Here is a 14071-nt window from a genome sequence, read left to right as displayed (position 1 = left end):
AATTTGTTGAAAAAATTGTGGTGCAGCGCTTTTAATTGAGCTATTCAAGTACTGGGCGATACAAGCTGACCACGACCCCTAAAATCGTGACGGTATCAAAGTACATATCCGCCATGTCGTCATTTTCAGGATGCAGCCGCACGCGCCCGTCTTCCTTATAGAAGCGCTTGACGGTGGCTTCAGACTCTTCGGTCATGGCCACGATCACTTGCCCGTTCTCAGCAGTTTGCTGCTTCTTGACGATGATCTGATCACCATCTAAGATGCCCATCTTGATCATGGAATTGCCTGAAACCCGCAACATGAACAAATCTTCGGCATCATAGGCCAAATCGTCTGGCACTGGGAAGTAATCATCAATATTCTGCACCGCGGTAATCGGCACGCCGGCAGCAACCGTACCGACGATCGGGATCCCATCTTCGCCGACGCCAATGTATTCACGCCCGGCAGGCGTCAACAACAACGTCCGCGGCTTGGCAGGGTCCTTTGCGATCAAGCCGGCATCTTCCATCCGCTTAAGATAAGATGCCACCGTACTGGAACTGGATAACCCCACTGCCGCGCCGATTTCACGCACAGTTGGCGGGAAACTTCGCTCCTTAGTGGTATGGTAGATCGTCTCTAAGATTTGTTTGAAACGTGTCTCATTAACTGTGGTGCGCAAAGTCGCCCACTCCTTTCGTATCTGGGGAAAGCCAAAAATTTGTTTGGCCTGTGATTACCTTAAGATTACCAAAACAAACACCCGTTTGCAAGCAAAATCTGCAGCTTACGCCGTGCATCCTGCGGCGGTAACCGTCGTCTTGCGCTCACTCACATCGCCAAGCCATCATTGCACATGTTGAATGGCAATTTCGACACTTTGCGGCACCCGCGGGCGCAAAGTGCTGATCATCGTTTCTAAATCAGTGCGGAAAGTCAATCGAACGAACCGCCGCGGGTTCAAGCTGAAAATCGCCAGCACCATTTGCCGGCCATTCGGCATTTCTAACGGCGTCAAGGTGATGCCTGAAAGTTTGGTGTAGGGGATCACGCGCGAGAACACCCCAGTGGCGATCACGCGCGTTGGGGTGATCCCTGAATTGCCAGCCATCAAGACCAACGTGATCGTTCCGGCAGCAAACACGATATACAACAAGTGATCACTGCCGCTTGAAACAAACACTGAACCAAGCAAGGCCGCGAAGAACACTTGAAACATGGAATACCCGCCGCGCATGTCGATCTTGCTTTGCCAGTAGATGACATAGCCACCCATGCTCAGCAAGGCGATATCTGAAATAAGAAATAAGAGTTCGATCATGATAGATTCCTTTCCTGCGGTACATCAGTTTCTTCATTATACAGCCCAGACGCCTGGCGATACCAGGAGAAGAAGCGCGTCACGACGATTTTCAAGACGGCAAAGCCGGGAATGCCTAAGATCACCCCGGCCAAGCCGAATAAATTACCGGCTGTCAGCAACACGATCACAATGGTCACCGGATGCATCGCCAACTTCGAACCCATCACCAACGGCGATAACACCTGGGTTTCGATCAGCCATTCAATGAAGAATGTCACGATCACCGCGATCAGCATCGACGGGCCGCTCATTGCCCCAACGATCAACGCCGGGATCATCGCCAACGCCGATCCGAAATATGGGATCAAATTCAATGGCCCCGCGATCAGCCCCAACACCAACGCAAACTTCAACCCGATCACCGAAAAGCCCGTCATGAAGATAATCGCCACGGCCATGGCCACGGTAAGCTGGCCTTGCACATACGAGCCGACTTTCTGATTCATCTCCGCCAGCATCGAAGCTAAACTGTCACGCAATTTGATAGGAAACAGCTGCACCACTTTTGGGGCAAAGCTCGCCCCATCTTTTAACATGAAAAACAAAATGATCGGCGCAGTAGACACGGTAATCACCACGTTGCCAACAATGCCCACCAAGTTCTGCAACTGCGACACCGTACCTGACACGATGCTGCCTTTGGATAGCGACAAGCTGTCCATGATCTCTTGGCCAAGTGCATTGAGATCTTGTTGCGAAATCAGTTCTTGATTGGCATTCAACGCGGTGAGCCACGCAACCGCTCTGCGCCAGTATGTGGGATAAGTCTGGATAATGTTAGTGAATTGCTGCTCGATCGGCGGTACCAGCTTGATCACGCCGATCACCAACACCCCTAACAGCAGCAACAAGACAATCGCGATTGCCGCCGGTCGCGGCAATTTGCGCCGCGTCAGCCACGTCACCAAAGGATTCAATAGGTAATACAACACACCAGCGAAGATAAACGGCGGGGCGATGATGTTGACGAATGCCCACACCGGCTTGAATACCCAGCTGATTTGAGTGAACACCCAAATCGCCAACAGCACCAAGGTCACATTCAAGATCGCAATGGTAAATTTACTATTTAGGAACCTTTTGTAAAACCAAGTCGTGCGCATCCGGTCACCTCCAGGTCGTGTTTGCGCTTACTCACATGATACCGAATTCATCAACATATTGCGAATTCTAGGTGTCTCACCCGCGCAAACGCCTGGCATGATTGGGCTGGACGCGATGTATCGTGAATGTAAAAGAAATGTATATACGAATGTAAATGCAAACGGTTACTAAAATTTAAAATGTCAACAATGCCGGTATAAAGGCACCTAATGTAAAAGTTTTGTATATTTAGGCTTTACATTCATCAGGAATCCTGTATACTAAGGAACATAGATAACCGGAAGCGGTGGAAGGGAGTGTCATCAATGACATCAGTTAACATTATGAAATGGAGCTTACGCGCCTTAATTGTATTGACCGTTGTGCTGATGTTTACGCACACGGCATTCATCGCGATCCTCCTGCTGGCCGTCGATGTGCACTTCGGCGTCTTCTATGAGATGACGCGTAACAAGTGCGATCGCCGCCAACTTAAACACATTCCAGTCACGCACCGCATTTAATGTGGGCGCGCACCGCGACTCAACCGAGCCGCGGTTTTTTTGTCCCCAGAGCGGAGCAGCCCGTACTTAGCGGTGAATATAAGGCGGGATGGCAGTTGGGCGCACTTTGCCCAATTGACGTCACGACTTATATCACGCCGCGTTGGGCTGCGCAGCTCGACGAAGACCAGAGCGGAGCAAAGCACACTTAGCAGGTCGGATAGCCTAGCGATTGTGCTTGGGACCGCACTTTGTCCCGAGTGCAATCGCGTAGCTAGCCGCACCCGCGTTGCTTTGCGCAGCTCGACGAAACAAGAGCGGAGCAGAGCGCTTTTAGCGGGTCGGATAGCCTAGCGATTGCGCTTGGGACCGCACTTTGTCCCGAGTGTAATCGCGTAGCTAGCCGCACCCGCGTTGCTTTGCGCAGCTCGACGAGACCAGAGCGGAGCAGCCGGTACTTAGCGGTGGATATAAGGCGGGATGGCAGTTGGGCGCACTTTGCCCAATTGACGTCACGACTTATATCACGCCGCGTTGGGCTGCGCAGCTCGACGAAGGGCGGAGCTGAGCGCACTTAGCGGTGGATATAAGATGGGACGACGTTTGGGCGGTTTATGCCCAAGCGTCGTCCCATCTTACTTTTCAGGAAAAAAAACAGCCTTCGCGCAAACTGCGCGAAGGCTGGTGGTACTCAGAGCTTACGGGCGGCGAACAACAACGCTAACACCACCACGATGGCAACGGCGCCACCGGTAAACAACCATGAAAAACTAAAGCCCAGCATAAAGACATAAATTAACGCCATCATGGCCAAGCCGATGAGTAAATCGACCCAGAATCGACCCAAGCGCGTCTGACAGCTGGCGTCTAACCCCACCAACAACCAAACCCCAACTGCCAAGCCGACGCCTAAACTGATGCACGCCATTTGTGACATGAAGTCTTGCGGGTTGGAAGCAAACCAGCCGACCCAAGCAAAAACCGCTGCAGCGACAAATAATAAACAGAACAGGCCATAAGCGTGGCCTTTTTTGGCATGGGACATGTGTGTCTCCTTCTCATTAATCAGTTGCACCTAGTTTACCAGACAACGGGGATGAATTACACTAGAGCTATTATAAATTTAATCATATGGAGGCCCTTATGCCAGAAAATCTTGCCTTAGTCACCTACGCTGGCCACCCCATCGATGACCCGGAAGCTTTCGTTGCGCGCAACTTGCCGATCCCGACCCCAGCAGCCGACCAGCTGCTGGTCAAACTTGAAGCCACTGCCTTAAACCCCATCGATACAAAATTACGTCAAACCTTGGCGCCGCAAACCACGCCGCGCATTTTCGGTTATGACGGCGTTGGGACCATTGTTGCCAAAGGTGCGGCTGTTAGTGATTTTGCCGTCGATCAGCGAGTCTTATATGCAGGCACCACCAAGTTAGCCGGCAGCTATCAACACTACCAACTCGTTCCAGCCATCCTGGCTGCCCAAGCCCCCACTGATGCTTCCGCAGCCGACTTGGCCGCGCTGCCGCTGGTAGGATTGACCGCGTGGGAGGTGCTGTTTGAGAAAATACACCTGATTCCACAAGCAAATGCCAACCGTGGCAAGTCCTTGTTGATCGTCAATGGCGCCGGCGGAGTCGGCACCATGATGGCACAACTTGCCCATTGGGCCGGCGTTACCGTAATCGCCACAGCCAGTGTCAACCATCATGCTTGGCTAAAGGCGCATCACGTCGATGTTGCTTTGGATTATCACAGCGACTTGGTGCAAGGCGTGCACGAAGCAGGCTTTAAGCAAGTCGACCACATCGCCTTGTTGTATGCACCAGCACCATATTTGGCCGCGGCAATAACGCTGGTTGCACCGCTGGGCCATGTCGCCACAATCGTCACGCCAAGTGCCCCTTTGGATCTAGCCGGATTAAAGCCCAAAGCCGCCAGTTTTGATCAAGAATACATGTTCACCAAATCTGACTTCGGCGTAAATCTGGACTCTACCCGCCAGATCTTGGATCGGCTGGTGGCGTTATATCAAGCGCATGAACTTGATGCCAGCGTGACGCAAACGGCGCCTTTTGACTTGGCACATTTGCGTGCTGCCACTAAGGCACTGGAAGCCGGACACAGCATCGGCAAATCGGTGCTACTTATGAAAGCCTAGCGCGTATCGCAATTTGCGCTTGGCGTCTGTTTCATTCATGACTGCCGGGTCATAAATGATGACCCCATCGCCCATGTAATAATTGAATTTGGCCAAAACGGCGCGCTTGGTCAGCGAGCGCAGGCGCAACTCATCATTGACTTGCAACAAGAAGTCGTTGCACCAGTCTTTGTCCATCATCGCCGGTTCTTCGCGTTCGGTGATGTAGCCAAGCTCCAACAACTTGTTGGCGCCTTCTTTCTTCTGTGCACGTGTGATCGATTCGGTTGGTTCCATGGTGTTTCCCCCAATAGTTTGTCTAACTATGATTGTACGTGAATCTGTCTCAGTTGCAAGCGCATCCGAGCCAATAATTACGGGTATATGCAGCCAAATCTTGAGCTTTGGACCATGCTTTAAGTTTGTTTTAGGAATCGCGGGTTATGCTTAACCCATCCCAATTAAGAGGCCACTCATGTTCGTTAAACCTAAACTGCTCGTCGTTGAAGACGACCCCAATTTAAATCAAAGTATCTGCGCGTTTGTCCAAGACTTCGCCGAACCAGTAGCGGCCTTGACCGGCGCTGATGGCGCTTATTTGGCCGAACAAGGCATTTATGACGCCATTGTATTGGATATCATGTTGCCAGAAGTCAATGGCTTTGACTTGCTCAAGCACTTGCGCCAGCACACCATCGATACACCCGTGTTGATCCTCACCGCCAAAGACGCCTTAGCAGACAAACTGCGCGGGTTTACCTTAGGCGGCGACGATTACTTGACCAAACCGTTCCACCGCGAAGAACTGGTGATGCGCTTGAAAGCCTTGTTGCGCCGCAGCGGCAAATTAAGTGCCGATCATGTATTGCGCTGTGGGATCTTGGCGGCAGACTTGGCCAACCACACCGCATCAGTGGGCGATCAAAGCATCACCTTGAACGGCAAAGAATATGACTTGCTGGTGTACTTATTACAAAATGTAGACACAATCATTACCAAAGATCAAATCTTTGATCGGCTATGGGGCTTTGATTCCGACACGGCAATTTCCGTAGTTGAAGTCTACATGTCAAACCTCAGAAAAAAGCTTCGTGACACGCCGGCGGCTTCGATGATCCGCACCATTCGCAGCGTCGGCTATATTCTGCAAAGTGAGGATGCTTGATGAAAACAGATCCAGCTATTGAACACCAAAGACGCAAGCTTTTTGTCAGCCAAGTCTTGGCGTTTGCCGGCTTGTTTATCGCCTTAGGGTTGATCGTGTTTGTCATGTATGAACGCTCGGTGTATCGCGACGTCGACTCGACTTTGATCCAACAAAAACACAAGACCTTAAACAACGCCAACTTGGGCATTTCAGGCAACCCTTTGCGCAGCGGCAAGCCTAATGCCAAAGGGCCCAGCCCGTTTCGCACGACTTTGTTGGTGTACAACAAGCAAGGCCAAATCACCAACCAAGCGCAAATCGGGATGGACGCATACAGCTACTTGCAATACATGAAGCTCAACAAGAAGCACCTCAACCAGAAACGCACCTTGACCACCACTAGCGGCACCTTCCGCACCTTGTTGTTCAAAGTCAAAGCTGCCAATACGAATTCAACCTATGCCGGGCGGTATGTGATGATCGTACAAAACATCGATCCGCAAATCTTTGCGCTGCAAAGCTTCCGGCAAGCCTTGGTGATCACGATGGTCATTTTCTGGCTGTTGGCGTTGGCCCTTGCTTATTGGCTGACCAACCGTTCATTGAAACCGATTGTGGTGGCTTGGCAGCATCAGCAAGCTTTCGTCGCCGACGCCGCCCATGAACTGCGCGCGCCATTGGCTGTGATCCAGTCTCAACAAGAAGCGATGCTCACCAAGCCTAATGCCAAAATCATCGACCAAACCGAAGCCATCGCCACGACCTTGTCTGAAACCAAAAGGCTGCGCCAGTTGACTGGCGATTTGTTAACGATGGCTAAAGCCGACTCCAACACCCAACAACTGCTGATCGAGCCTCATGAATTGCATGACTATTTCACCAAACTTCTGCGGCCTTATGCAGACATTGCGCAAAGCCAAGCCAAAACCTTCACCGTCGCCTTGCCAGAACACGGCAACGCCTTGTTTGATGCCGAACGCATCCACCAGTTGGCTGTTTTGTTATTGGACAACGCGTTTAAGTATACGCAAGCCGGCGACAAAGTCTGGGTGCAAGTCAGCACCGGCGCCAATGACTGGCAGCTGAGCATCGGCAATTCCGGGCCAACGATCGCGCCACAAGACAAAGTCCACATCTTCGAGCGTTTCTACCGCTCTGATCCCAGCCGCAATCGCCAAACCGGCGGCAGCGGGCTAGGCCTGTCGATTGGCCAATGGATCGTTTCCGCCCACCGCGGCAAGCTCACCGTCCAAGATGTCCAACCACATGGCGCAATATTTACGGCAAAACTGCCTAAGGTACCAAAGATCCCGCAATAAGCTTAGAAATTCAATGCAAAACGGGGTTTTCTGGGATCTGGCGCAAATCAGTTAAGCTTCGCTGCTGATGCATCCAAGCCTCACTTGCCCAAAAGCAAAAGACCTTCCGCGGAAGGTCTTTTGCTTTTGGGATTTAATATCTTGGTTCCAACAGCCGGCGTGGGCGAATGTATGTGTTGATCGCCGTGTCGGCTTCCGGCACATAATCGGCTTGCTCGAAGAAAGTCTGCATACTTGGATCATCAGATACCACCACGATCCGGGCGACTTGCTTGAAGTAATCGTCGAATTCTGTCAACAATTCACGACCAATGCCTTGGTGTTGGTATTCAGGCAACACGATCAAATCTTGAATGAATAACACCGTGTGCATGTCGCTGACGCCGCGGATGATGCCAACTAAGGCGCCATCGTCTGTGCGCGCACACAGCAAAGTTGAGTTGGCGATGCCGCGCGCGGTTTCGCCAATGTCGTTAAGGTAGTGGGCCCAGCCCACTGACCCGTAAAGTTTCTTGATCTCATGGATCGACAAGCCTGATTCAAACCGGTATTGCACAATGTTGCCTCACAATCATCATTTTATCGTTGATGATTGTACCCCATCTACTATAAGAGTTTCAGGTGATAACCATTAGGATTCGGTAAAGTCGATGAATCCGAGGTGATCATCGATCATCCCGCCATCGCCGCTTAAGGTGAAAATGTCCATATGATCATCGAACTTCACGACCATATGCGGATCCAAGTCTTCTTGGGAATAACCTTTGATTGCCACCGGGCCAAGGTTGCTGGGAATCTCCACGTCATAATCCGGCGCAGCTTCATTGCTTGGGATAATATTGATGGTGAATTGGACCTGCATGTGGATCATCGCATGCTGCGAGTAATGCCCAACGCCGTCTTCAAACGTTAACAACATGCGCTTGTCCGCTGCCAGATGCGGCGAAAGCTTTGCCATCGCGGCATCATCGAATTTGATCTCCATAATATCGCCTCCATAGTTAATAACCTTACGTGATAAGCGTACGCGCGTTGCCGCGATTACGCAATTTTTTCGTGCACAGGATTTTTTTTGCGAAACTGAGCAATCGTCACAATTTCTTCACATTCTCGGATTATATTAATCGTTATGGAAATGAGTCACCCACTCAATTCCATACCCATACCCAACTTTTTCATTTTACTCCTCCAAGTAATGTGTCTAACGTCGCAAGTGTACAAACGCACCACCCATGCGGCTTGTCCTTGCATCATAAGGCGTTGAACACGGAAAAAGTCAGCCGGAGGGCAACTCCTTCGGCTCAATCCTTACTCTTTTGGCCGTCAGCCACCCACTGACGGTCAATTTTTTATACCCAAAGCGGAGTGGCGCGCACTTAGCGGTGGATATAAGACGGGATGACGCAAAGGTGTACTTTGCCTTGGCGGCGTCACGGCTTATATCACGCCGCGTTGCGCCACGCAGCTCGACGAATACTAGGCGGAGTGGCGCGCACTTAGCGGTGGATATAAGGCGGGATGACGCAAAGGTGTACTTTGCCTTGGCGGCGTCACGACTTATATCGCACCGCGTTGCGCCACACAACACATCGATTTCACTGCTTAACGATCACCTAACCCAAAATAAATAGCAGCCAGACCCGAAACTCGGATCTGGCTGCCATCACGTTAGGCACGATTAAATGCCGCTTCAATTTGCCGATACGCTTCTTCGCTTAACTGCACGTCGCGAGCACCAGCATTTTGCACGACTTGTTCTGGCTTGCGGGCACCAGGGATCACCGCCGCAATTGCCGGATTAGCCATGTACCACGCCAACACGGTTTGGGCAACAGTGGCGTGGTGAGCCTGAGCAATGGTGCGCACTTGCTCGACGCCGGCGAGGATGTGCGCGAATTCGTCAGCGGAATAACGTGAGAATTTGGCGGCATCTTGGGCCGAATACTTGCCAGTCAACAAGCCAGTTGCCAGCGGGAAATATGGCACAAAGCTGATGCCAGCTTGCTTCAAATACGGAAACAAGGTTTGTTCAGCATCGCGGTGCACCAAATTATAATTGTCTTCGACCACATCCACCAAGCCGTCTTCATTGGCCTCTTTGATTTGGGCCAGGCTGAAGTTGGACACGCCGATCGCACGCAGCTTGCCTTCTTCGCGCAAGCGCGACAACTCGCCGACTGCTTCATATTTAGGTGTGTCGTCATCGGGAAAGTGAATATAGAAAATATCCAAATAATCCGTGTGCAGCCGCATCAACGCGTCTTCAACCGCCTGCCGCAAGAATGCCGGGCGATTGTCGGTGATGCTGGGATCATCTGGATGCTGAGCGCCCTTAGTTGCCAGCACCAGCTGATGCCGGTCAAAGCCATGAATCGCTTCACCAATCAATTCTTCCGAGCGGCCCATGCCATACATAAAAGCGGTATCCAAGAAGGTGATCTGGCTAGCCAATGCCTGTTTGATCACCGCTGTGCCATCTGCATCTTGCAAACCACTAAAGATATTATGGCCGCCGACTTTATTGGTACCTAAACCTAATTGATCAACCACTACATCACTATGGCCAATTCGTACCATATTCATACCTCTTTTCCTGATCATGCCTCATTATCCGGTCAAATTCACCAGCCCCAATAAGGCCGGGTGCGGTCCCTGACCGTTCATTCATGCGGCAGCGTTTCATCATCAGCTTGTGCTTGTGGGGCATTCATCCAATTGAAGAATGGGATCCTCGGTTCTTCCACTAAGCTGGCCAAGATCACCTTAACCACCGCGTACACGGGAATGCCCAAAATCACGCCGAGCAACCCAAACATGTTGCCTGCTGTCAGCAATAACACTAGCACAGTCAAGGGATGGATCTCCAGTGACTTGCCAATGACATTAGGATAAATCAAATTGTTGTCGATTTGTTGTACCACGACGGCGACGATCACCGCCAACAGCATCTGCTTCCAAGAAACAGTCGCCGCCACTGCCACTGCCGGAATCGCGCCTAGCCACGGCCCGATATAAGGCACCATGTTCATGATCCCAGCCGCAATGCCGATGATCAACGCATATGGGGTGCCAGTGAGCGCGTAGCCGATACAACTCAAGATCCCAACAAACAGCATATCGGTGAACTGCCCGGTGAAATAACTTTCCATCGTCTCATTCATTCGGTGCAATAAGCGCGCCGCAAACCCGCGCCATTGCGCTGGCAAGAAGCGCTGAATATTGCCGGACAGCTTGTTGCCGTCTTTCATGAAGTAAAACAGCACCAATGGCGCCATGAAGACATTCACCAAGGTATTGCCGATATGCCCAACGATTGCACTAACGCCATTGACGCCGGTGCCGATTTTTGTTGAAACAGCCTTTAAAACGGTGTTTTGATCGATTTGGATAGCGCCGATAATTTCATTGATATGCAGCTGCTTGGCCAAATCGCTGCCGGCAAAATCACGCAGCACACTTTCCCAGTGTTTGATATTTTGCGGCAAGTTCTGCACCAAACTGGAGATCTGCGTCACTGCATGCGGGATCAAATACGCCAAGCCGCCGATCAAGATGACCAACAACAACACAAAGGCCAACACCGATGCTTTGCGACCGGTGATCTTTAACAAATGCAACAGCTTCACGATGGGCTGCAGTAAGTAATATAAGAACCCAGCAATCAGAAATGGCCCCATGATCGTCGACAAGAACGTAGTCAACGGTGTGAATAGAAACGAGATCTTGGTACATACCCAAACCAATGTCGCCAGGATCAACAATAGTGTTGCGCCTTGCAAGGCTTTACTATGATCAGTATGGAAATTCCGCTTCATACCCGGCCTCCTAAATTCACGATTATGCTTTATTATACGCGGATCGCAGCACGGATGAATGCGGCTTGAGGTGTATCTTAAGGCCTGCTGGGCTTTTGTCAATTCGGCCTGCTTCGTGATAAACTTAAGGTTCTAAGACACGTTCAAAGGAGGGCTGCTTCATGCAACTCGCAGCTTACGGGGTGCGCGGTGACGAAGTGCCATATTTCCAACAATGGATGGCCAAAACTGGTCACCACGTCGCCTTGCATGCCGATTATTTGACGCCAGCCACCATTGCCTTGGCCCAAGGTGTCAAAGGTCTCACCTGCTTTCAAACGATTGCGTACGAACCGGCGCTTTTTGCTGAAATGGCCAAGCGTCATATTCCTTATTTGGCACTGCGCAACGCCGGCTATGAGAATGTCGCGCTAGCTGCTGCCAGCAAGCACCACATCCGTGTCAGCTCGGTTCCGGCATATTCACCGCGGGCCATTGCCGAGTTCGCCGTGATGAGCATGTTGTATCTTCTGCGTCAAGCCGGCGCGGTGCAAACTGCGCTGCATGATCACGACTACCCGCTGGCCAAGACCTTCATCGGCCGCGAACTTGGCGACTTGACAGTCGGGGTGATCGGCACCGGCCGCATCGGGCAAGCGGTGATCCGCATCCTCAATGGGTTCGGCGCACAGGTGCTGATCTCCGATCAACACCTGCCGCATGATTTGAGCCTCACCTTCACGCCGGTAAGCTTTGAGCGTCTGCTTGAAGCAAGCGACATCGTGACGCTGCACATCCCCGGTGATCCGGCTAACACCGGACTGCTTAACGACGCAGCCATGGCGCGCATGAAACCTGGGGCCTTGATCATCAATACCGCCCGCCCGAATTTGATCGATACCGCGGCTTTGCTGCACCACCTGCGCTCCGGACGCCTGGGTGGCGTGGCGATCGACACCTTCGAACATGAAGAAGCCGATTTGTTGCAATTGGCTGCAGGCGATGAATTTCACGATCCGCTATGGGACGAGCTGCTGGCGATGCCGAATGTTATGTTGTCACCCCATATCGCCTATTACACCGATACCGCTGTCAAAAACATGGTTTGGCAAGCGCTGGATAACTTGTTGGGTTTCATCAACGGCGCGGCAGTCGATGCCGAATTGACCTAAACCTGGCAAAATCGGTCGCTTAAGCTGCAGCACTGCAGCTTAAGCGACCGATTTGTTGATGCTGTCATCAATAAACGTTAACTGCCATACCGACTTTCGCGTGTTCGAAGATCCATTTGGCATCAGGAATCGTCAAGCGCACGCAGCCATGCGAACTTGGCCGCTTGCCCAAGTTGGCGGCTTCTTTGGGCAGATAATTGCCGCGTGCATCAGTCGGCACCGAATGAAATAAGTATTCACCATGGTTCAGCCAAGAAGTATAATAATTGGCCCCCATCATCTCATGGCCATTGAAAAAATGCGTCCCTCGTTCGACTTGGATCTGGTAATGCCCACGCGGTGTCGTATCGTCCATGCCGCTTGATGCATACATCGTGTACAACAGCTTGCCTTGATCCTTAAGGTAAACGCGCTGTTTGGCCAGATCCACATCAAACGTCAGCTTCGGGTGCTGGGTGACGTCAGGATAAGGTTTATCCTGCGAAGGTGCACGCCAATCGATTGGTTCTGCCGCACTGGCCTTGGCTGCACTGGCCTTGGCCGCCGCTGATTTGCGGCTGCTGGCGGCAGCGGCTTGTTTGGCCTTGTGGCTGGCGGAAGCGGCAACGCTTGACACGCGTTGGGCTTGCACTTGGCTGGTGTGCGTCACCAACACCCCGCGCAAGGCCAACAATGCCACGATCAAAGCCAACGCCAACGGCACAAACAGTTTGAACACCGGCCATTTCATCTTCAACAATAACCAACGCAAACGTCTCCACCCCCTTTTTGTTGATATTAGCACATCCATCACAAAACGACCACCGCATTCATCCGCGGTGGTCGTTTTGGCAATGGTTATTTACTTGCTAAATCAACTAAGTGCTTGAAAATGTTCAACTGCGCTTGATCTTCAGTGTACAGCATCTCCGGATGCCACTGCACCCCGAACAAGCGGTGTGGCGCATCTTTTGACTGCACGGCTTCAATGACCTCATCATGGGCTTGGGCGATCACTTCAAGCGGTTGAGCCACTTGCTTAAGCGCTTGGGTATGCAAGGAATTGACCAAATGCGTGGCGCCTAAAGCTTGGGCCAAATAGGTATTTGGCGTTAAGTCAACATAATGGCTGGGTTGCGTGTCAGCAGTAGGTGATTGCATGTGCTTGATCACCGGCTGTTTGCGATACGCTAAGTCTTGCCACAAGGTGCCGCCTAAGCCGACATTAAGCATTTGCATGCCGCGACAGATCCCAAGCAATGGCTTGTCGCTAGCTGCCACGGCGTGCACCAAGTCCAATTCAAAGTAGTCGCGCTTCAAGTTCGTCATGCCCATTTTGGCTTGAGGTTCTTCGCCATAAAGAAATGGTGAAGCGCCTTGGCCGCCGGTTAACAAGAAACCATCAAACTGGGCCACATACGCCGGTACTGCGGCGCGATCCACCAGCGGCAGCACCACCGGCGTGCCGCCTGCGGCATACACGGCGTCTAAGTAGAACTGTGGGACATAAGTGGCAGGATGATTGTGGAAAACGCGCTCGGCAAATTCATATTGATTGGCCACCAGTGCGATCAGTGGTTTGCTCAT

Annotated in this window: 16 protein-coding genes; 5 read left to right on the top strand and 11 right to left on the bottom strand. The window is 51.7% G+C overall.

The window, feature by feature from the left end; translation table 11 throughout:
* Nucleotides 1–40: 40 nt before the first annotated feature.
* The 3 genes from lexA to ACGG90_RS07035 form a co-directional block, all read right to left on the bottom strand.
* Complete coding sequence (gene lexA / locus ACGG90_RS07045) at nt 41–667, bottom strand: transcriptional repressor LexA (RefSeq protein WP_390407622.1); 627 nt, start codon at nt 665–667, stop codon at nt 41–43.
* A gap of 165 nt (nt 668–832) precedes the next feature.
* Complete coding sequence (locus ACGG90_RS07040) at nt 833–1306, bottom strand: hypothetical protein (RefSeq protein WP_390407619.1); 474 nt, start codon at nt 1304–1306, stop codon at nt 833–835.
* Entirely contained in the window at nt 1303–2451 is a 1149-nt protein-coding gene (locus tag ACGG90_RS07035; protein ID WP_390407616.1) for an AI-2E family transporter, read from the bottom strand. The genes ACGG90_RS07040 and ACGG90_RS07035 overlap by 4 nt, the downstream gene beginning before the upstream one ends.
* A 306-nt stretch (nt 2452–2757) precedes the next feature.
* Here ACGG90_RS07035 and ACGG90_RS07030 point away from each other — a divergent pair, with 306 nt between their 5' ends.
* Nucleotides 2758–2955: a hypothetical protein gene (locus ACGG90_RS07030; protein ID WP_390407613.1), complete on the top strand. Its 198-nt coding sequence runs from the start codon at nt 2758–2760 to the stop codon at nt 2953–2955.
* A 670-nt stretch (nt 2956–3625) separates the two neighbouring features.
* Here the strand turns inward: ACGG90_RS07030 and ACGG90_RS07025 are convergent.
* Nucleotides 3626–3979: a hypothetical protein gene (locus ACGG90_RS07025; RefSeq protein ID WP_390407610.1), complete on the bottom strand. Its 354-nt coding sequence runs from the start codon at nt 3977–3979 to the stop codon at nt 3626–3628.
* Between the two features lie 98 nt (nt 3980–4077).
* Here ACGG90_RS07025 and ACGG90_RS07020 point away from each other — a divergent pair, with 98 nt between their 5' ends.
* Nucleotides 4078–5094 carry a zinc-binding dehydrogenase gene (locus ACGG90_RS07020; RefSeq protein WP_390407607.1) on the top strand — a complete coding sequence of 339 codons (1017 nt, stop codon included), beginning with the start codon at nt 4078–4080 and terminating at the stop codon, nt 5092–5094.
* On the opposite strand, the gene ACGG90_RS07015 is transcribed toward ACGG90_RS07020, so the two are convergent.
* Nucleotides 5077–5370 carry a hypothetical protein gene (locus ACGG90_RS07015; protein ID WP_390407604.1) on the bottom strand — a complete coding sequence of 98 codons (294 nt, stop codon included), beginning with the start codon at nt 5368–5370 and terminating at the stop codon, nt 5077–5079. The two genes, ACGG90_RS07020 and ACGG90_RS07015, sit on opposite strands and share 18 nt — an antisense overlap.
* A 178-nt stretch (nt 5371–5548) precedes the next feature.
* On the opposite strand from ACGG90_RS07015, the gene ACGG90_RS07010 reads away from it, so the two are divergent.
* Nucleotides 5549–6238, top strand: coding sequence for a response regulator transcription factor (locus tag ACGG90_RS07010; RefSeq protein WP_390407601.1), 690 nt, complete (start codon nt 5549–5551; stop codon nt 6236–6238).
* Entirely contained in the window at nt 6238–7539 is a 1302-nt protein-coding gene (locus ACGG90_RS07005; protein WP_390407598.1) for a sensor histidine kinase, read from the top strand. The genes ACGG90_RS07010 and ACGG90_RS07005 overlap by 1 nt, the downstream gene beginning before the upstream one ends.
* Nucleotides 7540–7672: 133 nt before the next feature.
* Here ACGG90_RS07005 and ACGG90_RS07000 read toward each other — a convergent pair whose 3' ends face one another.
* The 4 genes from ACGG90_RS07000 to ACGG90_RS06985 all read right to left on the bottom strand — a co-directional run bounded on the left by ACGG90_RS07000 (nt 7673) and on the right by ACGG90_RS06985 (nt 11354).
* Nucleotides 7673–8095, bottom strand: a complete 423-nt coding sequence (locus ACGG90_RS07000; RefSeq protein WP_390407595.1) for a GNAT family N-acetyltransferase — start codon at nt 8093–8095, stop codon at nt 7673–7675.
* Between the two features lie 75 nt (nt 8096–8170).
* Entirely contained in the window at nt 8171–8524 is a 354-nt protein-coding gene (locus tag ACGG90_RS06995) for an iron-sulfur cluster biosynthesis family protein (protein WP_390407594.1), read from the bottom strand.
* Nucleotides 8525–9207: 683 nt separating this feature from the next.
* Complete coding sequence (locus ACGG90_RS06990; protein ID WP_390407591.1) at nt 9208–10122, bottom strand: aldo/keto reductase; 915 nt, start codon at nt 10120–10122, stop codon at nt 9208–9210.
* A gap of 77 nt (nt 10123–10199) precedes the next feature.
* Nucleotides 10200–11354 carry an AI-2E family transporter gene (locus ACGG90_RS06985; protein WP_390407588.1) on the bottom strand — a complete coding sequence of 385 codons (1155 nt, stop codon included), beginning with the start codon at nt 11352–11354 and terminating at the stop codon, nt 10200–10202.
* Between the two features lie 161 nt (nt 11355–11515).
* Here ACGG90_RS06985 and ACGG90_RS06980 point away from each other — a divergent pair, with 161 nt between their 5' ends.
* Nucleotides 11516–12505, top strand: coding sequence for an NAD(P)-dependent oxidoreductase (locus ACGG90_RS06980; protein WP_390407585.1), 990 nt, complete (start codon nt 11516–11518; stop codon nt 12503–12505).
* Between the two features lie 67 nt (nt 12506–12572).
* On the opposite strand, the gene ACGG90_RS06975 is transcribed toward ACGG90_RS06980, so the two are convergent.
* Nucleotides 12573–13256 carry a L,D-transpeptidase gene (locus ACGG90_RS06975; protein ID WP_390407582.1) on the bottom strand — a complete coding sequence of 228 codons (684 nt, stop codon included), beginning with the start codon at nt 13254–13256 and terminating at the stop codon, nt 12573–12575.
* An 86-nt stretch (nt 13257–13342) separates the two neighbouring features.
* Complete coding sequence (locus ACGG90_RS06970; protein WP_390407579.1) at nt 13343–14071, bottom strand: gamma-glutamyl-gamma-aminobutyrate hydrolase family protein; 729 nt, start codon at nt 14069–14071, stop codon at nt 13343–13345.

It is taken from the genome of Lacticaseibacillus jixiensis, from assembly GCF_042847315.1.
Classification (GTDB): Bacteria; Bacillota; Bacilli; order Lactobacillales; family Lactobacillaceae; genus Lacticaseibacillus; species Lacticaseibacillus jixiensis.
The sequence above is the reverse complement of the archived record's forward strand: the minus strand, read 5'-3'. Positions and strand labels throughout refer to the sequence as shown.